At 48.7% G+C, this 18,758-nt stretch carries 17 protein-coding genes; 11 read left to right on the forward strand and 6 right to left on the reverse strand.

The genetic code is table 11. The annotated features are described in order from the left end of the window. Positions 1-101 precede the first annotated feature (101 nt). Positions 102-740, forward strand: a complete 639-nt coding sequence (locus tag BP71_RS35945; RefSeq protein ID WP_496386511.1) for a DUF3885 domain-containing protein — start codon at positions 102-104, stop codon at positions 738-740. Between the two features lie 244 nt (positions 741-984). On the opposite strand, the gene BP71_RS35950 is transcribed toward BP71_RS35945, so the two are convergent. The 3 genes from BP71_RS35950 to BP71_RS35960 form a co-directional block, all read right to left on the reverse strand. After that, positions 985-1,902, reverse strand: coding sequence for a helix-turn-helix domain-containing protein (locus tag BP71_RS35950; RefSeq protein WP_496386512.1), 918 nt, complete (start codon positions 1,900-1,902; stop codon positions 985-987). 60 nt (positions 1,903-1,962) lie between these two features. Then, on the reverse strand, positions 1,963-2,763 hold the full coding sequence (locus BP71_RS35955) for an SDR family oxidoreductase (protein WP_496386513.1): 801 nt from the start codon (positions 2,761-2,763) through the stop codon (positions 1,963-1,965). A 223-nt stretch (positions 2,764-2,986) separates the two neighbouring features. Beyond that, on the reverse strand, positions 2,987-3,742 hold the full coding sequence (locus BP71_RS35960; RefSeq protein ID WP_496386514.1) for an alpha/beta fold hydrolase: 756 nt from the start codon (positions 3,740-3,742) through the stop codon (positions 2,987-2,989). Positions 3,743-3,861: 119 nt separating this feature from the next. Here BP71_RS35960 and BP71_RS35965 point away from each other — a divergent pair, with 119 nt between their 5' ends. From BP71_RS35965 to BP71_RS36010, 10 genes are all read left to right on the forward strand, one after another. After that, positions 3,862-4,203 carry a winged helix-turn-helix transcriptional regulator gene (locus BP71_RS35965; protein WP_496386515.1) on the forward strand — a complete coding sequence of 114 codons (342 nt, stop codon included), beginning with the start codon at positions 3,862-3,864 and terminating at the stop codon, positions 4,201-4,203. Then, complete coding sequence (locus BP71_RS35970; RefSeq protein WP_496386516.1) at positions 4,200-4,940, forward strand: AraC family transcriptional regulator; 741 nt, start codon at positions 4,200-4,202, stop codon at positions 4,938-4,940. The genes BP71_RS35965 and BP71_RS35970 overlap by 4 nt, the downstream gene beginning before the upstream one ends. A gap of 109 nt (positions 4,941-5,049) precedes the next feature. Then, positions 5,050-5,994: an NADP-dependent oxidoreductase gene (locus BP71_RS35975; RefSeq protein WP_496386517.1), complete on the forward strand. Its 945-nt coding sequence runs from the start codon at positions 5,050-5,052 to the stop codon at positions 5,992-5,994. A 72-nt stretch (positions 5,995-6,066) separates the two neighbouring features. Next, positions 6,067-6,960: an NmrA family NAD(P)-binding protein gene (locus BP71_RS35980; RefSeq protein ID WP_496386518.1), complete on the forward strand. Its 894-nt coding sequence runs from the start codon at positions 6,067-6,069 to the stop codon at positions 6,958-6,960. A 106-nt stretch (positions 6,961-7,066) separates the two neighbouring features. Then, the gene (locus BP71_RS35985) at positions 7,067-7,840 is read left to right on the forward strand and encodes an SDR family NAD(P)-dependent oxidoreductase (protein ID WP_496386519.1); all 774 of its coding nucleotides are present in this window, start codon (positions 7,067-7,069) and stop codon (positions 7,838-7,840) included. A gap of 60 nt (positions 7,841-7,900) precedes the next feature. Further along, complete coding sequence (locus BP71_RS35990) at positions 7,901-8,821, forward strand: helix-turn-helix domain-containing protein (protein WP_496386520.1); 921 nt, start codon at positions 7,901-7,903, stop codon at positions 8,819-8,821. Positions 8,822-8,885: 64 nt separating this feature from the next. Further along, entirely contained in the window at positions 8,886-9,749 is an 864-nt protein-coding gene (locus BP71_RS35995) for a helix-turn-helix domain-containing protein (protein WP_496386521.1), read from the forward strand. Between the two features lie 85 nt (positions 9,750-9,834). Then, complete coding sequence (locus BP71_RS36000; protein WP_496386522.1) at positions 9,835-10,695, forward strand: NAD-dependent epimerase/dehydratase family protein; 861 nt, start codon at positions 9,835-9,837, stop codon at positions 10,693-10,695. Positions 10,696-10,803: 108 nt separating this feature from the next. After that, on the forward strand, positions 10,804-11,844 hold the full coding sequence (locus BP71_RS36005) for an NAD(P)-dependent alcohol dehydrogenase (RefSeq protein ID WP_496386561.1): 1,041 nt from the start codon (positions 10,804-10,806) through the stop codon (positions 11,842-11,844). A 9-nt stretch (positions 11,845-11,853) separates the two neighbouring features. Beyond that, positions 11,854-12,750 carry a helix-turn-helix domain-containing protein gene (locus tag BP71_RS36010; protein WP_496386523.1) on the forward strand — a complete coding sequence of 299 codons (897 nt, stop codon included), beginning with the start codon at positions 11,854-11,856 and terminating at the stop codon, positions 12,748-12,750. Between the two features lie 44 nt (positions 12,751-12,794). Here BP71_RS36010 and BP71_RS36015 read toward each other — a convergent pair whose 3' ends face one another. The 3 genes from BP71_RS36015 to BP71_RS36025 form a co-directional block, all read right to left on the reverse strand. After that, complete coding sequence (locus BP71_RS36015) at positions 12,795-13,325, reverse strand: class I SAM-dependent methyltransferase (protein ID WP_496386524.1); 531 nt, start codon at positions 13,323-13,325, stop codon at positions 12,795-12,797. 838 nt (positions 13,326-14,163) lie between these two features. Next, entirely contained in the window at positions 14,164-14,472 is a 309-nt protein-coding gene (locus tag BP71_RS36020) for a chromate transporter (RefSeq protein WP_496386562.1), read from the reverse strand. A gap of 9 nt (positions 14,473-14,481) precedes the next feature. Next, entirely contained in the window at positions 14,482-18,603 is a 4,122-nt protein-coding gene (locus tag BP71_RS36025) for a hybrid sensor histidine kinase/response regulator transcription factor (RefSeq protein WP_496386525.1), read from the reverse strand. Between the last annotated feature and the right edge of the window lie 155 nt (positions 18,604-18,758).

The following is an 18,758-nucleotide window of genomic DNA, read 5'->3' on the forward strand; positions in this document are numbered from 1 at the left end:
CACCCGCTAAGTTGTGGGTATCAAGTCGCTCGTTGTTTTTTAGCGGTAAGTGGAGCGAGAATTTGGTATCTATCGCTTGGAGTATTAAAAAAAGCAAAAAGGTGAAGACAACTACCGAATACAGACAGTTCTTAAAGAACAATTTCAAAGGACTAAGGCTTAAAACGCCATTATTTTATAATTGGAACCATGGTCTCCGTTTTGACTTACAAGGTGGCGATACAAACACTGACGATTATTTTAAAGAAGTTACCAGAAGGGCCTCGGCAATTTTCCAAACCGCTTTTAGCAAGTCTGACAAAGTGTACTTGGTACTTATTGACTGGAAGTACAAGCGCAGGAAAATAAGGTTTGGCAATTTTATATTCAAACAAATTGATAAGCTCCGGAAGGCTGAAGTCTGTTACTCAAAAGAACAAGGGCTTTATTGCCCTGACGATAACTATGATGTTGCTATTATTAAATTAAGCTCGGACAGAATAAACTTCGAGAATATTTTTACTGCAATTGGACATTCTGACTTTCCTCCCAGACAGCCAAGGCTTGACAATAGTCGTTCTTTGACAAGCAAAGAAGTTTATTTTTTAAACATCGGGAAGAAATTCATTTTTCACATGTATGATGACCGAGGACTTGACATTATAGCAAAAGATAAAGAGGCGTTGAGGTCAATTTATGAAAGACATAGTGACTTGATACTTAGCTATGATCGAGAGCAGATTGACAAACAATTTGAGTGAATTGGTTACCACATAACATCCGCCCGCTTTTTTCTTTTTTTGCACAAAAGTATCTATGACTTGATAAGCCAAAAGCTTACCAAACGTGTGTAAAAAAAGCAGGTTACCGAAAAGATTACCAGATGCTTTGACGTGGCTTGAGCCGTAATGATAAGTTTATCTTTAAAAACTCACAATAACGACTCTTTTGATTCAAAAAAAGCCCGTTGGGGCGCTCTCAGCTATGCCGCCGGGAAAAATTTCCTCAGTTAAAACTCGCCCTGAATTCCAGGGGAGAAACGTTGGTCTTCGATTTAAACAACTTACTAAAAGACTGCGGATGCTCAAAACCGAGCTGGTAGGCGATTTCCCCGACTGTCAGATCACTGAATGTCAGCACTTCCTTTGCTTTTTCGATCAGTTTATTGTGGATGTGCTGCTGCGTGTTCTGGCCGGTCAGTGCGCGGAGCATATCGCCCAGATAGCGGGGCGAAACGTTTAATTCGTCAGAAAGATACTGAACGCTCGGCAGCCCTTTGAGCAGGGCGGTTTCGTCGTCGAAATAATTATTCAGCAACTGGTCCAGCTTTTCCAGCAATGCATTGTGGATCGGTTTGCGGGTAATGAACTGGCGTTTGTAAAACCGCTGACTGTAATTCAGCATCAACTCCAACTGCGAAATCAGCACATCCTGGCTAAGGTCGTCGATCGCCGTTTCGAGCTCGTCGCCGATGTTTTTGCCGATGCCCTCGATGATCAGCTTCTCTTTATCCGACAAATGTAGCGACTCGGTTACCGAGTAGGAGAAAAAGCCGTAATGCTTGATTTTGGCGTCTAGTGAATAGTTTCTCAGAAAATCAGGGTGGACCAGCAAGGTAAACCCGCGGGTCGTTTCGGCCACCTGAATGCCCGTCAACGGTTGGCCTGGCGAGGAAAAAAACATCCCACCTACCTGAAAATCGTAGGTGGTTTGCCCGTACCGCATCCGGCAGCCCGCCGATTCGTTGTAGGTGATGTTATAAAAATCCATGGCAAAAGTATCGGCCAGCATTTCGGCGGTGATCCGCACCTTATCGAAATCGAGCAGGCTGATCAGCGGATGCAAAGGCTGCGGCAGGCCGAATGCTCGCTGCATTTCGGCGATGGAGTGGTACACACGGGGTTTGAGATGTTCCCTTTTCATAGTCACATAATGGTCTGCCGGCGCAAATCGTTCCGGCCCGTGCCGGCAGACCGTTTGATTTTAAACAGCGGCTAACAATTGTTTGATCCCATCGCGAAAAGCCTCGTCGCCCTTAGCCAGGCGCAGCGCATACCATTCTTTGGCATCCTCGCCACAGACGTACCTCAATGTGCTGGTACCATCGGTTGCCGCGCCGTACACCACTTCGGCGATTTGCTCGGAAGTGGTCGCGGCTTGGTCAGGCGCCAGCATCGTCGTGAATTTATTCGTCAATGCTTCATAAGCCGGGTGCGTTGCAAGCACCGACTTCGCACCGATCTCCGTCGCCACCAATCCAGGTTCAATGGTTTTAATCCCGATTCCAAACTCATTCAGCTCATAAGACAAGCTTTCCGCCCAGCCTTCCAGCGCAAATTTGCTGGCATCGTACATGGAGCTTACCGGGAAAGCCATCAGCCCCGCCGATGAGCCTGTAGTGATAAAAAGTCCCGCTTTTCGCTCACGGAAATAGGGAATGAATGCCTGCGTCACCCGCACGACACCGAAAAAATTGGTGTCCATTTGCTGCACCAGCTGCTCGTCGGTCATCGCTTCCAATGCGCCGAACAACCCATAGCCAGCATTGTTGAATACCACATCAATATCGCCCAAAGCCAGCGCCTGCTGCATCGCTTCGCGGATTTGCGCCGGGTTGGTCACGTCCAGGGGCAGCACAGTTACGTTATCCAGCGTATGGAGTTCTGTTTCATTTTCAGGCTTGCGCATAGTCGCGATCACCTTCCAGCCTTTGGCCGCAAACAATTTGGCCGTAGCCCGTCCGATGCCTGTTGAAGCACCGGTAATAAAAATCGTGTTTGTCATTTGTCTCACTTGTTATTTTCGGAAGACAAATTTCCGCAGCGCGTGGCTGCCGCTTGGAGCGGATGTGGAAAATGTTGTAGCCGAAATGGTCTTGCGAGACATAATCGGACTAACCGTTACTTCAATGCATAGGTGTGGTAACCACCGAAGCGAGAGGCGATCTTACGGGTTATAATACACCTCTTTTTTTTATTGCCTGAATCGACTTTTTCGCAGGTCTTTTCTACTCATGACTGCGTATCACCTCTTCCAGCTTCCTAACTAACTGGGCCGGCTGCTCGCGCATGGAGTAGTGCCCACCTTCCATCGAGTAGATTTTCCAACTTCGTGCCCGCGCTTTATCAAGCCCCATTTTATCATTCAATGGGTTAGATTCCCCGTTTTTGGTCATCACAATGAAGGCGGACGGTATCTTTTTAACTTGTGGGTTGCTGATTTTTAAAGGTTCGGTAAAAGTCTTTATGGGTTGTGGAAGATCGCTGGGGATGTCCGAGCTAGATTCGCCGAAGGGATATTGCATAATGCTGTCTTTGACGAAGGGTACCATCATCTGGGCCCACAGCGGGCCACAGACGTCTCGGGCGCTCTGGCCGTTGTCGGGGACCATCGCGTCCAGGTAAATAAGCTGGCCAATGCGGTCGGGCACCTGCTCGGCGACACCGGAAATGACCATTCCGCCAAAGCTATGGCCTACCAGGATGACATTGTGCAGGTTTTCGTAGCGGATTACGTTGACGATGTCGGCGATGTATGTGCTCAGGTTGACACTGGCATTCGCCAGATGCACCCGCTCGCCCAGGCCCGTCAACGTGGGGCGGTACACGATGTCGCCTTTTGTTTTGAAAATGGAATCGACTTTGGCGTAATCCCAGCCGCCCGACCATGCGCCGTGGACGAGCAGGAATGTGCGGGGCTTGTGCTTTGGTGCCAATGCGGCGGTGCTGAAAGTGAATGCGACAATTAGAATAAGATATTTCATGATTTTGCTTCGATGATGGTGATCAATGCAACAAAACTACCTACATTCACTTACCAGAAGATAGTTGTTACCTCTGGGTAAGTAGTTACCGCCGGGTAAGTAGCCGATTTGAAACCCCTATGAAAAGTACAGAACCGGTTTGCCAGTACGAGCTCAAAGCAGCGCGGGATGCCATGGAGGTGATCCAGGGCAAATGGCGCATTCCGATTGTCATTTCGCTTACTTATGGCACCAAACGTTTCGGAGAAATCCACCGCGATATTCCCGACATTTCACCCAAAATGCTCTCGCAGGAATTAAAGGCGCTGGAAGAAAACAAGCTCATAACCCGCACCCTGCACGACAGCATGCCAGTGACGGTTGAGTATGCGCTGACGCCGCTGGGCATGTCGCTGCGTGAACTTTTGAACGAGCTGCGGAACTGGGGCAAGCATTTCCGCAGCGAAATTGTAGGCAAATGAAAAAGGCTTCCACGCACAATCCCTTCATCCTCGCATTGATCGCCCGCAACCTGACGGTCGAGATCCATCATCATTCGGCTTACCAGATTGTGCTGTCTAACGATACTCCCTTCGACTCGACCATAGATGGGGTAGTGCACGAGCGCATTCATGGCTTTCTGATCAAGCCACACGTTTCGCATTTCTGTGTGGCCGAGAAAGGCACATTGAATGTGCTTAACATCGAGCCATATTCCGCCATCGGGCTGGAACTGGCAGGCCGGTTTCAGGCGGAAGAAAGCTGTGTCGCCTTTGAAAACCCGGCAGTTTCAAATGCTTTTTTCCAGACATCCACCGACAGCCTGGACGTGGGCAATGTGCTGGAAGCGCTGCTGGCCCGTATTCCAGCTGCTGCATATGATGAGCGGGTAGCCAAAATCGTCAATTACATTCGTGACAATTATTTTCAGGTGGATATTTCGCCGCAGACATTTGCCGATATCGTGTTTCTTTCCCCGTCCCGTCTGGCCTCGCTTTTCAAGCAGCAAACGGGCAGCAGCCTGTCCAAATACCTGCTGTGGACGCGGCTGCGGCAGGCCATTTACCTGATTCTCTCCGACGAGAGCCGGACGCTCACCGATGTTGCCTATGACACCGGATTTTATGACCTGCCGCAATTCAACAAGTACATGTACGAGATGTTCGGGATGCCGCCGAAAGCGTTGAAACACAACAGCGACTTGATCCGAATCTACTAATCATCCCCATTAGCTGGTTGTCGTCGCTATAACAGTGATCTGATACAAGTTTGCCCGCGGCCCCGTCCGCACCTTTGTGATATCATTTTGAACAAAACAAAACAATATCATGAAAGCAATCGCGTATCAGGAATTTGGAAACGTGGATGTGTTACAAATGGCCGAACTTCCCAAGCCAGCTATCCAATCAGGCGAAGTACTTATCCGAGTCAAAGCCTTCTCCATTAACCCGATGGACTGGAAAATCCGAAAAGGGGAAATGAAACTGATGTCGGGCTCGAAATTCCCGAAATATACTGGTGCTGATTTCAGCGGCATTGTGGAAGAGGTAGGCGGCGCAGTAGCCGGATTCAAAAAAGGGGACGAAATTTTCGGTGTCGTCAAAAACATGATGAAGGATGGCGCTTCCGCTGAGTATATCGCCATATCCGCTTCCCAAATCTGGAAAAAGCCTTCGAATATCACTTTCGCGCAAGCGGCATCGCTTCCTGTGGTGGGTACTGCTGCCTTGACGGCTATCGAAAAAATGGGGCGCATTGATTCAAACACAAACATTTTGGTCAATGGTGCTACCGGCGGTTTCGGGATGATACTGCTTCAACTTCTGAAACAAAAAGGCGCCCATGTAACAGCGGTGACCAGCTCGAACGGCATTGCGTTCGCGAAAAAATGGGGTGCAGACACGGTGATCGATTACCGCAAAGAACAGGTGTTGTCCGGCAACGAAACTTATGACATTGTGATCGACCTGTCGGGCAAAATGGGCTATACGAATGCGAAGCAAATCATGAAGCCGCATTCCAGATTTCTCAACCCCACGCCTAAGCCCATAGAAATTCCTACTTCATTGATCCAAAACCTCTTCACAGGTAAAAAGCACATGATCGTCCTTGCTAGTCCATCCACACAATATACCAAAGATTTGCTGCAAGCGGCCGGGCAAGGGCTGGATATCGAGATTCATAAAGTCTTTCCTTTCCACGCATTTCAGGAAGCATACCGCTACGCCGAGCGGGGCGGCTACACAGGTAAAGTAGTGATTGAACAACAGTGATCTGATACAAGTTTTTACTCCCGCAGCGGGGGACATTTGTATCAATTCAAACAAAATCAAACAACCAACACAATGAAAAAGAACATCGTAGTACTCGGCGCCACCGGCACGGTAGGCAGTAAAATTGCCCAAATCCTAATTAACGAAGGACATCACGTGACGTTGGTGGCAAGGCATACCGAAAAATTGGAAACATACAGTGATCAGGGTGCGGAAATCGTCTCAGCGGAGATCACCGATGCGGACCAGCTCACCAAGGCTTTCACCGGCGCGGACAGTGCGTTCGTACTCTTGCCGGACAATGTGAAAGCAGAAAGCACGCGGGCCTACCAGCGACAGGTCACCGGCACATTAATCGAGGCGATCCAGCGCTCTGGAATCCGTTACATTGTCAATATGAGCAGTCTGGGCTCGCATATGCACGAGGGCAACGGCATCATGGGCGGCACGGGCGAGCAGGAAGTGAGGCTTAATCAGCTCGAAGGTGTGAATGTGCTGCATATTCGTTCTGCCTATTTTATGGAAAACTTCCTGCGCACAATCGGCTTGGTAAAGCAGGCCGGCATCAACGGCACGGTGGCCGCAGGTAATCATGCCATCCCAATGGTGGCCACCCGTGATGTGGCGCAGGTGGCAGCCGGTCATCTGGCTAATCTCGATTTCAGCGGCAAAAGCGTACAAGCCGTCATGGGCCCGCGGGATTATACCTATGCGGAGCTGACGAGCATTGTAGGTAATGCAATCGGCAAACCGGATCTGGCCTACGTTCAGGTGCCGGTGGAGAAGGTCAGAGAGGTATTTCTCGGCAATGGCTTTTCGCCCGATTTCGTCTCCAACCTGATTGAAATGGGCACGACGATCAGCACGGGTTATATGAACTACCAGAAGCGGGATGAGTCAACGACGACCGCCACTACCGCCGAAGAGTTTGCCAGAGAGGTGTATGCGCCTGCTTTTCAACGATAGCAGATCAATACGGAATGCACCCTCAATTCGGCTACAACATTTCCTGTTTCGGCTACAAGCGCATTGTCACGATCGCGGAATTTTGCTGAGTAAAAATTAGAATGATATGCAGACAGAAACAAAGAAAGTGGCACTGGTTACAGGAGCAAATACAGGCGTGGGATACCAGATCGCTAAATCACTTGCTGATGAAGGCTATACTGTTTACGTTGGTGCCAGAAACCCGGACAAAGGGGAGGTTGCAGCTACCGAGATTGGAAAACAGTCAAAAGCCATTCAATTGGATATTACCGATTCCCAATCCATCGATGCAGCAGTAAGACAAATTCAAAGCGAAGTCGGATACCTGACGCTGCTGGTTAATAACGCGGCCATCTCGAATGCGGGGAAACCTGGACGCACTATGGAAGAGATCCTTGGAGCTCAGCGCGCCAGTATCGCGCCTATCGACGAAATGAAAAAGGTCTGGGAAACGAATGTATTTGGTACACTTGCTGTGACACAAGCCTTTTTACCTCTATTAAGGAAGGCTGAGAAAGCGCGGATTGTGACCGTGTCGAGCGCATTGGGTTCCCTTACTTTGAATGCCAATCCAGCTAATCCCTACCGCTCAGCTTTCGACGTCGTTTATGGGGTATCTAAAACTGCGCTTAATGGTGTTTTCCTTTCCCTGGCCATCGATTTAGCAAATACCAATATCAAAGTACACCTGGTCAGTCCTGGTTTTACAGCAACGGCTTTGAATAATTTCCAGGGGACCGATACGGTGGAAGAAGGATCTATGGAACCAATCAGGGTGGCCTTGTCAGAAAACCTGCCGACAGGGAGTTTTACGGGACCCGCTCATTATGCGGGAGCAGACAACGTAGTTCCTTGGTGATATTAAGAGGTTAAAATCCTGTGGCTGGAAACAGTCACGGGGTTTTGATACATTTATATGATGAAAAATAAGGAAGACAAATTGATACGGTTCATAACGATCTCGGAAACGCATGAGGCCTTTGGCTTGCCCAAACCCCAGCATCCTTTGATCAGCCTTGTGCATTTCAACGAGCGCAATCCCTTCAATACAAGCATGGCGCCGATCTACGATGTGCTTAGCTTCTATAAGATCACCTTCATCACCGATAACAACGGAAGGCTAAAATATGGACGGGATTACTATGATTACGATGAAGGCAGCATGCTGTTCCTGGCGCCTAACCAATTAGTGGGCAGCACGGATTATAATAGCAGAACCTATTGTTATATCCTTCTCATACACCCCGATTTTTTACTGGGCTATCCTTTGGCAAGTAAGATCAGGCAATATGGCTATTTCGCATATTCAGCGAATGAAGCACTGCATTTATCCGAGACGGAAAAGGAAAATATCCTGTCGATTTACAGGAACATGGAAAAGGAACTTAACAGCCGTGTGGATGAGTTCAGTCAGGAGCTCATGATCGCCCATATCGAATTGTTATTGAGTTATGTCAACCGCTACTACAAGCGGCAGTTCATTACCCGCAAAGTGGTCAACGATGATATCCTGTCGAAAACAGAAGCCATACTGGATCATTATTTGAACAGCCAGCAATCCCTGCACGACGGGGTTCCTACGGTTCAATTTCTTTCCGAAAAACTGAACCTCTCACCAGGTTACCTAAGCGATATGCTCCGTTCGCTGATCGGGCAGAATGCCCAGCAATACATCCATGAAAAATTAATCGAGAAAGCCAAAGAGCGGCTGACGACGACGCAGTTAAGCATGTCCGAAATCGCTTATGAGCTCGGATTTGAACATTCGCAAAGTTTCAGCAAGCTATTTAAAAACAAAACCAATCAATCTCCGATGGAGTTCAGGGCTTCGTTCACGTAAAAACATTCGTTTAGGGCAAATCAATATAAGAATGGGAAAGGATTGATTTTATTAACTTTGCCCCATGCTAAACGAGGAAACGACTGGAATACCCGGACTGAATGAGGTGGACCTTCGACTCAAAGGTTTTAAAGTTCACGCCCTTCCGGAATCAACAGAAGTCCCAGTTAAAGCTGGGCGGCGCGACTTTTACAAGATGGGTTTGGTCAACGGCGAGATGACCATAAATTTTGGTGGTCAGCTCCTGGACATCAAAGGGACCTCACTCTTTTTCGTCAACCCGCAAGTGCCGCACGCGCTTGTTCGTCGTATCAACCGTACCAGTGGCTACGCCTGTATCTTTACCGAAAGCTTCCTTCATGGCCGGGAATTGCAGGACTCTCCGCTTTTTCGGGTCGGCGAAAATCCAGTCGTATCCCTTAATGCAGAACAAGCTGCATTTATGACTGGCCTTTTTGAGAAAATGCTGTCAGTATACGATGGCGACTATCTTTATAAAAGCGATCTGATCAAAAACTACATTGCGCTCATCATCCACGAGGCCCTTCGAATACAGCCCTCTCAGCATGGCTCCACCTTTCGAAATGGCGAAAGCCGCCTTACACATCTTTTCACTGAGCAGCTCGAAAAGCAGTTCCCGATCGAGCGCAGCGACCAGCCGCTCCGTCTACGCAGTCCGCAGGACTATGCCAGGCATTTAAGTGTACATGTCAATTACCTGAACCGGTCTGTCAGGGAAACGACGGGCAAAACCACTTCGGCGCATATATCGGCACGGATTATTGCCGAAGCAAAAGCGCTGTTGCAACATAGTGATTGGAGCGTGGCCGAGATCGCTTACGCGCTTGGGTTTGAATACCCTGCGTACTTTAATAACTATTTTAAACGCCTGACTGGTAGCACACCGAACACTTTCCGGAAGGTTTGAAAATCATAGTTATTGGTTTGATATTGATTGGCTGTCCGCCCAGCTGCGGCCTAATTTTGCCGTATCATTATTAAATCATTCAACAATGAAAATTTTAGTAACAGGAGCGACAGGAAAAGTAGGCAGCCGTTTAGTGCCACGCCTGATAGCCAAAGGCTATGATGTATCGATATTGGTCAGGGACATTGCAAAAGCTGGCGGTCTGATTGAACTCGGTGCGACACCCATAACCGGCGACTTGTTTGAACCAGCCACACTGCCGGCGGCCGTATCCGGTATGGATGCCGTGATCCATCTTGCCGCGTTATTCCGGACCTTTACAGATAATGAAGGTATCATCAAAACCAACCGCGAGGGAAGTATCGCACTAGCGCAGGCAGCATACGAAGCTGGTGTCAAACGATTTGTTTTTACCAGCACCTCTAATGTCTACGGTTCGGGATACCACCGCCCGGCAAAAGAAGACGAACAGGTAGATATCAATGATCCGCGCGCCTACTCATCCAGTAAGATCGCCGCAGAAAGGGAATTGATCGAGATGCAGCAAAACCAGGGATTTGACGTCCGTATCCTGCGTCTTGGCTTTGTTTACGGTGATAAAGACCCGCACATCGCCGAAATTATCCCATATATTAAAAAGCTGAACATGCATTCGGGATCGCGCATGCATATGGTCCACCACCTGGATGTGGCGCAGGCACTGATCCTGCTGCTCACCATCGAGGGGTTGGATGGAGAGATCTTCAACGTCGCCGACGATGCACCAATCACTTTGTACGAACTGGCTGATTCTGTCGGAAAAGCAGCAGATACCTTTGATGAAATAGAAGGGCCGCTTAAAGACCCTTTCCATGGCGTTCAGGATATTTCCAAACTTCGCAGGAAAACCGGCTTCCGGCCATTGGTGCCTAGCTACTACGTGGCCCGCGATCTTGATATTTTGTAGCCATACCCCTGGGCTTAGCAGCATTGGAAAATTCGGATACCTTTTACCCGGATTTGGATAATTGTGGTCGCCGGCTGCTTCCTAAGTTTGCATCATAAAACAACTATGATGATAACAGCAAAAGGATATGCGGCGCAAACGGCAGAGAGCCCACTAACGCCCTGGCAATTTGAAAGACGCGAGCTCGGCGTGCACGATGTACAGATCGAAATTCTATACTGCGGGGTTTGTCATACCGACATTCACCTGACCCGTAACGAATGGTTTGAAGGGATTTTCCCGATGGTTCCAGGGCATGAGATCGTGGGGCGTATCAGTGCCCTGGGTGCCCATGCCAGAAAGTTCAGCATCGGCGGTCTGGGTGGCGTGGGCGTGATGGTAGATTCCTGCCGGGAGTGCCCTGATTGCAAGAACGGGCAAGAGCAGTTTTGCAGTGTCGCCCCGGTGCAAACCTACAATAGTTTGGGCCATGACGGCCAGCCCGTTTACGGCGGATACTCCAATACCATCGTGGTCCATGAAGATTTCGTGCATCACATCTCCGAAAAGCTTGACCTGGCCGGAGTGGCTCCATTGCTTTGCGCAGGGATAACGACCTATTCACCGCTGAAAAGATGGAACGTAGGTAAAGGGCATAAACTGGCTGTGGTCGGTTTAGGCGGATTGGGCCATATGGGCGTTAAATTCGGGAAAGCTTTGGGTGCAGAAGTGACGGTGCTGAGCACTTCTACCGGCAAAAAGGAAGCGGCTATGCAGCTCGGGGCTGATCATTTTATCATTTCCAGGGACGAAGCACAGGTGAAAGCAGCCTTCAAAACTTTTGACTTTGTGCTGGACACCGTTTCCGGCAACAGTGATGTAAATCCTTATCTGGCAGTTTTAAAAAGCAATGGCATTTACGTTAATGTCGGTATGCCGGCCAAGCCCTGGGAGGTAAGCTCTTTTTCGCTGGCGACGGGCAATAAGGTCATCGCCGGGTCTGGCGCCGGAGGCCTCCCCGAAACACAGCAGATGCTGGATTTTTGCGCCGAGCATGGTATTGTTTCCGACATTGAACTGATTGAAATCAAGGATATCCATACTGCCTATGATCGCATGCAAAAAGGTGATGTCCGCTACCGTTTTGTCATTGATATGAAAACCCTGTAACTTCAATCAGTGAACAAGCCATACCTCATCAATTCTATATCCGAGCAGCACAGGCTGCTCGGATTGCCTAAGCCTAAACATCCGCTAATCAGCGTATTCCGGCATGAACATGCTGATTACGCCAGCCTGGTCGATCTCCAGCATTTTACCCTGAACTTTTACTGCATATCCATCAAAACGGATTATGACGGCAGATTGAAGTACGGGCATCGCCATTACGATTTTGACGAAGGGATGATGGCCTTTATTTCTCCGAACCAGCTGCTGATGAAACTGGACCCGGGATCGAAGCCGCCGGGTGGCATGACACTGATGTTTCACCAGGATTTCATTGCAGGCACTTCGCTGGCTACCAAAATCCGGAATTTTGGCTTTTTCTCCTACAAGCTCCACGAAGCCCTTCATCTGTCAGAGCAGGAAGAGGCGAAGATCAAGGACCTGTTTGCCAGTATAGAGGCGGAATACCAAAGTAGCATCGATCATTTCAGCCACGAAGTGATGATCGCCTACATTGAGCTTTTGCTGCAGTATAGCGGCAGGTTTTATGCCCGTCAGTTTATCACGCGAAAAGTGGCTAACGACGAGATCCTGATCCGATTGGAAGGTGTGCTAAACGGGTTTCTGGAATCGCAGAAAGGCCTACCAACTGTACAACAGGTCGCCAAGGAGTTGAACGTGTCCGCCGATTATCTAAGCGATATGTTACGGACAGTGTCAGGACAAACTGCCCAGCAGCATATACAAGCCCGGGTGATCGAAAAGGCGAAGCAGTTATTGGCGACCACGAATTTACAAGTCAGTGAAATTGCCTATCAGATGGGCTTTGAATATCCACAATCTTTTCATAAGCTGTTCAAGAACAAGACCAACATGTCTCCGATACAGTACCGTGAAAGCTTGAATTAGGCAGTGGCTTTTTGATCTGTTGAAGGCCTCGGTTTTCGATCGGCTTATGGTTCAACCGGGGAAGTAATCAGCGCACCATAGAGCATCGCGGAACCATACAATGACCTGCGCTCCCCAAGTTTTGATATCGAATAAGTTCCGACACGGTCGAAAAGGCTTTTTAGACCTTTGAAGTCAATGGGATATGGCACCCATGTATTGGATAACGTAGTGTCATATTCTACAATCAAAAACCTTCTACTTGTACTAAAATGTTTTTCCAGGCGCCGGATTAGGGATTCTTTATCCCTGATGAAATGAAGGGAGTTCGCCATCAGGATCCCGTCTAATCCCGCCACCTCCAACGCCTCTGTTTCAAAATCGGCCTCGATGAATTTGATCGAAACCTGGTTGCCCATTTGCCGCGGAAGCTGTTGGTGGTTTTTGTCCACGCCGGTAATCTTGCTGTGCGCTGGCAGCATCGTCGCCAAGGCTTCGGTGAAAGTCCCCGTCCCACAACCTAAATCTAACCAGTACTGCGCATGCTCGCCATTGGCACCGCCACCGATTAGTTCTATGGCCTCTTGATTTGTCATGGGTTGATGATAATTAATTGCTACGGTTGAGAATCAAGCCGCGCTCAGCTGCCTGAGCCGACCGTAACAAATATAAGAGACAATTACCAGGGGGGCATGACCAGCCGCGCGATTAAGCTAAATGCAGGGTCGCCCACCATATAGCGCGCAATGAAGGCCGGAAAGAAATGTTGATCTATACCGCTCAGAAACAGTATTGGGTTCCCTTTGCGAAACGCTACCCAAACTAGTTCACGTAAGGCAGGTTGCCGAAAAGGTTACCAGATATTTTGACCTGAATTGAATCGAAACTACACGTAAATCTTTTTAAGAAATCACAATAGCGACTATTATGAATGAAAAAAGCGCTCTCTGAAGCGCTATCAGTTGTCTCGCTGGAATCATCTTTATCGCCTAACTGTCTCAAAAACAGCAGTATTTTAGACTTCAATTTCCAGGTTACCGGATAGGTTACTGGATGAAATGATTGACTTTGTCGTATTTTAATCGATTTCTATTCCGAAGTTACGGCTTTTTGCTTGCGTCTCCAACAAGGTTGCTACTGCTACGGTAGGTCTGTGAACCTGCCTCTTTCTTTTTAAATTTTGATCCGATGTGCCCAGCCACGGCTGTAGGCATCCCGAAAGCTTCACACAAGATTGAGACAAGAAAGAATGGGATTCTTATCGGGCAGTGCATCGTGCCCGATAGGAGTTTAGTCAAGCCAGAATGCTTTCCTGGGTTCTTTAATTTGCACAAGGTCCTGTTGGGCGGGAGTAGGACTGGAGACTGTTTTAGAATAATAGAAAAGCCAAAAGCGCCACTTACAAGCAGGACTGAAAGAGTTGTAAGGTATGATTTAGAGAAAAATACAAAAACTGCCGAGGCCAGCAATACCACTATAACACTCACGAACGCGCCAGCCCAGCCGCCCCAGTTTGTAACCTACAAATGCAACCACATTCACAGTGATCGGTCCGGGCAAAACCGAAGCCAGTGAAATCCCTTCCACAATGGTGGTTCCTTCCAGGATCTTATCCTTCTCCACCACCTTTTTCTGGGTCATCGAATTAAGTGCCATGAAGCCGCTCCAGGAGTGGAGGCGATTCGAAGAAATGTCGGACGAAGGTACGAGAGCGAGGGTTTCATGGGTTATTGATACTAAGATAGTAGAAGCTTAGCCTTGTTCGTTCACCACCTTGCTTTTGAGGGTGGCCACGTATTCAGAGGGTGGTACACCATATTGCTTGGTAAAGCTTTTAGAAAAATAGGAAGGGGTATTGAAGCCGACCTCGAAAGCAATCTGGTTCACATTAAGCCGCCCTTCCTGCAGGAGTTTCAGGCCCTTTTTCAGACGAATCGATTTGATGAAATCGTGTACACCCTGGCCAGTCAGCGATTTAAATTTAGCATACAAAACCGTTCTGCTCAGATTGGTCAGTTCGCTGATTTTCGTGTGGTCCAGCTCGGGATCGGAAAGGTTTTCTTCTACAAATGCAATGATACTGTCCAGAAATTCCTTATCGAGCTTATTATAAGCCACATCCAACGGATAGAGCTCTTCCGACTGGTCGAATTTCTGGCGGATTGTTTCCTGGTTACGGATAAAATTATAGATCACCTGAAACAGCAAATGCTGCTTGATCGGCTTCATCAGGTAGCTGTCCGCCCCGGCTTCATAGCCCGAAAGCTGGCTTTCCTCATTGGTCTGGCTTGTCAGCAGGATTACTGGAATGTGGCTGGTGCGCGGCTCATTTTTTATGATCTCGCAAAATTCCAGTCCATTCATTACTGGCATGATCATGTCGGAAATAATAACGTCGGGCTGCGATACAGAAGCAACTTCAATTCCCTCTGCACCGTTTTCAGCCTCAAAAACCTTGAATGTCCCCGACAGCAGCAGCCGCAAAAAGCCTCTGATTTCCTGGCTGTCGTCGACGATCAATATCTTTTTACCCTTCAATATGGAAAGCTTTTCCTCCGAAATAGGCTCTGTTACAGGCAGTATGATGGTGCTTTCAGTTGCCTGGTTCCGGGCGGCGGCGGGTTCTTCTTTTTTGGCCGAGCCGGGTAACGAAATCGTGAAATGCGTACCCTGCGAAGGTGTGCTGGTTACCTGAATAGTGCCTTTATTGGCGTCGATAAATTCTTTCACGATCACCAGTCCGAGGCCCGTCCCGGTTTCGCCTTCGGTGCCGCTGGCGATATTGGCCTTTTGGATATTGTACAGATTTTCAGCCTGTTCGGTCGTCATCCCAATGCCCGTGTCGCTGATCCCGATCATGATCCGCGCGCCCTCTTGCCGGGAGCTCACTTCGATAGCCCCGTAGGCCGGGGTAAACTTGATGCTGTTGCTCAGAAGGTTCCTGATCACCGTATCGATCATTTGCGGATCCGCATATATTGAATGCATTGGATCGGATGAAAGCGTAAAGCGGATGTTTTTGCGTTTCAGCTGCTGCTCCATCAGCGACTGGTTTTTAAGTAAAAGCTCTTGAACATTAACCGTTTCGGGTGTATACGCAATGTTCTGGCTTTGCGTGCGCGCCCAGTCAAGCAGGTTCATCAGCAGCTCCTGTACAGAATTGGAACTTCGGTTGATATCGCTGATGTAGCTGTATACTTCCTCGCTGCTCAATGTCGGGAACTTGGCTTTCAATAAATCCGAAATACCAGAAAGCGCCGCAATCGGGTTTTTGAGGTCGTGGGCCAGAATGGAGAAGAAACGGTCTTTGGTTTGATTGCTGATTTCCAGGTCACGGTTCGATTCTTTGAGCTCGCGCGTGCGCCGGGCCACTACTTCTTCGAGCTGGCGGTTTTGCTCGCGCACCAGGTTGATCCGACGGTAGAAAATATACGTGATCATGCCCGCAATCAGCAGCAGCAGCAATAATCGAAACCACCAGGTTTTCCAATAGGGCGGGGCTACCACGATTTTAATACTCGCTTCTTTCTCCGAAAGCTGTCCTTTGTCCGAAACCGTTTTAACTCGGAGCGTATAATCACCCGGGTCCAGGTTGGTATAGGTTACGTTGTTTTTTGCCCCGATCCGGCTCCATTGCGCATCGAAACCTTCGAGCATATAGGCATATTGGATCTTGTCGCGGTTGGTGAAATTTAATGTGGCAAATTCGAAGGTAATAACCGATTCGGCATAGGAGAGTGTAATTTCTTTCACCGAATTAATGCTTTCAGTCAGTGCACTTTTCGGTGCAATAGGTACTTCCTTACTGAAGATCTGAAACCCGGTAAAAACGATCGATTGCTCTTCCAGAAAAGCGCGGGTGTCTTTGGGATAAAATTCATTAAAACCATTGTATCCGCCCAGATACATCCGCCCGTCGCGGCTCAGGCAGCGCGCACCTTTGAACTCATTTCCCTGAAGACCATCGTTAACGCCGAAGTTTTCGAACGTGTCCTTTTTAGGATTGTATTTGGAAATCCCCTTGGTCGTATTGATCCAGAGATTGCTGTCGCGATCGGGCAGGAGAGCTGTAATAATATCGTTAGGCAACCCGTTTTCGAAAAACCAGTGCCTGAACTTACCTGTTTTGGGGTCGAGCCGGTTAAGCCCGTAATTGGTCCCAATCCAGATATTGCCTTGCGGGTCTTCCCAGGCCGCCGAGACGCCGTTGTTGCTGATGCTATTGGCTGCATCGGAATGCTTGTAGGAGCGAAACTTGCCGGTTTTGGTGTCCATGATGTTCAAGCCGCCCCCTTCGGTACCAATCAGCAAATCCCCGTTGCGGGCTTCGGCAATGTTCAGAATATAGTTGCTGCTCAGTGTCGCCGGGTTTTTCGGATCATTGAGATGGTGGGTAAATGTATTGGTTTCGGGGTGAAAAAGGTCGAGGCCCTCCCCGTAAGTACCTACCCACATGCGGTTGCGGCTGTCACGGAAAATCGCGAAGGAGTAGTTGCTATTGACGCTCCCCGGATCGGCCGGGTTGTTGAGGTAATGCCGGTACCGGTTTTCGGTTGGGTTAAAAACAGTTAGTCCTTTTCCCCAGGTTCCCAGCCAAAGTCCTTGATGATCGTCTTCTGCGATGGTCAGAATAAAGTCCCCTGCAATAGATCCGGCGTTGTTTTTCTGGTTCCGGTAATTGGTAAACAGCTGCTTGTTACGGTCGAAGCGATCGAGCCCGCCGCCGTCGCTTCCAATCCAGAGCGTGTTTTTCGAATCCTCAAAAATGACATTGACAATGTTGTGGCTGAGGCTGTTCACACCCTGCTGATGCCGGTAATGGTTGAACTTTGTGGCGCCGGGAGTCACCAGATTTGCGCCGCCATTCTGCGTTCCCAGCCAGATATTCCCGCCGGAGTCTTTAAGTACCGAATTTATCGTGTTGCTGCTGATCCCGTTTTTGTCGTTTTCGTATGCCTGAAACCGTTGAAAGGTTTGGTCGATTGGATTGTATAGGATCAGGCCGCTGTTTTCGGTGCCGATCCATAATGTTCCGTGACTGTCTTCGGCCATAGAAAGGAGCGACGTATTGCCTAGTTCGTGTTGCTTGAAGGCCACCCAGCTGCCCAGCTCCCTGTCGAGCAGATTGAGCCCGCCGCCGTAGCTGCCCAGCCAGAGGTTTTTGTGGCTGTCTTCGAAAATAAATTTGATACTGTTATAAAAACCGGGTTTTCCATCGCGCAGATCGTGGCCGTAGCGGGCGAATGTTCCCGATTTTTTGTCCAGTCGGTTGAGCCCGTTTACCGTTCCTACCCAGATGTTTTTGTAGCTATCTTCATAAATGGCGGAGATATTGTTGCTGGTCAGGCTGCGTGTGTCGGTGCGGTCGTGGGCAAAATGGACGAAACGTTTATTCTTACGGTCGTAACAATCGAGGCCGTCGCCGGCGGTGCCAATCCACACATTGTCGGCGCTGTCCACGAAAATGCTTTCAATATAATCGCTCGACAGGCGCGAGGTTCCCGGGCCGTTTTTACGGTAACTGACAAATTGCTGGAGGCGCGGATCGAACACATTAACGCCGCCTTCCCAGGTCGCGATCCACAGCTTTCCTTCACGGTCTTCGGCAATGCATTTGATATCGTTCGAGCTCAGGCTGTTCGCATTCTTTATCTCCTTTTTATAAACCTGTACCTTATAACCATCATACTTGTTCAGCCCGTCTTTGGTACCAAACCAGATAAATCCTTTGCTATCCTGAAAAACCACCCGCACCGATCCCTGGGACAATCCTTCATTGACACCGATCTGGCTGAAACGGATATTTTGGGTAAGCGCAAAAAGGGAGAAAGGAAGAAGGAGGAAAGGGAGAAATAGCAGGAGGGGTCTTGGCATGAATGTAATTTTCTAATCGCGTCACTTTCCAGTCTTTAATTCTTGAATTTACAATTTTCGTGAATTATAAGTCTGTATTTACAGGAATAATAGTAGAAATATTCGTTTTGGGGCGGAGAAAATGAGTTTTGCGGACGGATTTACCAGAAATCAGG

It is taken from the genome of Dyadobacter ginsengisoli DSM 21015 (assembly GCF_059568735.1).

Bases quoted from the DNA above. Each gene is read 5' to 3' on its own strand.
- BP71_RS35950 (WP_496386512.1), bottom strand. From the start codon at position 1,902: ATGAAAAGGGAACATCTCAAACCCCGTGTGTACCACTCCATCGCCGAA.
- BP71_RS35955 (WP_496386513.1), bottom strand. From the start codon at position 2,763: ATGACAAACACGATTTTTATTACCGGTGCTTCAACAGGCATCGGACGG.
- BP71_RS35960 (WP_496386514.1), bottom strand. From the start codon at position 3,742: ATGAAATATCTTATTCTAATTGTCGCATTCACTTTCAGCACCGCCGCA.
- BP71_RS35965 (WP_496386515.1), top strand. From the start codon at position 3,862: ATGAAAAGTACAGAACCGGTTTGCCAGTACGAGCTCAAAGCAGCGCGG.
- BP71_RS35970 (WP_496386516.1), top strand. From the start codon at position 4,200: ATGAAAAAGGCTTCCACGCACAATCCCTTCATCCTCGCATTGATCGCC.
- BP71_RS35975 (WP_496386517.1), top strand. From the start codon at position 5,050: ATGAAAGCAATCGCGTATCAGGAATTTGGAAACGTGGATGTGTTACAA.
- BP71_RS35980 (WP_496386518.1), top strand. From the start codon at position 6,067: ATGAAAAAGAACATCGTAGTACTCGGCGCCACCGGCACGGTAGGCAGT.
- BP71_RS35985 (WP_496386519.1), top strand. From the start codon at position 7,067: ATGCAGACAGAAACAAAGAAAGTGGCACTGGTTACAGGAGCAAATACA.
- BP71_RS35990 (WP_496386520.1), top strand. From the start codon at position 7,901: ATGAAAAATAAGGAAGACAAATTGATACGGTTCATAACGATCTCGGAA.
- BP71_RS35995 (WP_496386521.1), top strand. From the start codon at position 8,886: ATGCTAAACGAGGAAACGACTGGAATACCCGGACTGAATGAGGTGGAC.
- BP71_RS36000 (WP_496386522.1), top strand. From the start codon at position 9,835: ATGAAAATTTTAGTAACAGGAGCGACAGGAAAAGTAGGCAGCCGTTTA.
- BP71_RS36005 (WP_496386561.1), top strand. From the start codon at position 10,804: ATGATAACAGCAAAAGGATATGCGGCGCAAACGGCAGAGAGCCCACTA.
- BP71_RS36015 (WP_496386524.1), bottom strand. From the start codon at position 13,325: ATGACAAATCAAGAGGCCATAGAACTAATCGGTGGCGGTGCCAATGGC.
- BP71_RS36025 (WP_496386525.1), bottom strand. From the start codon at position 18,603: ATGCCAAGACCCCTCCTGCTATTTCTCCCTTTCCTCCTTCTTCCTTTC.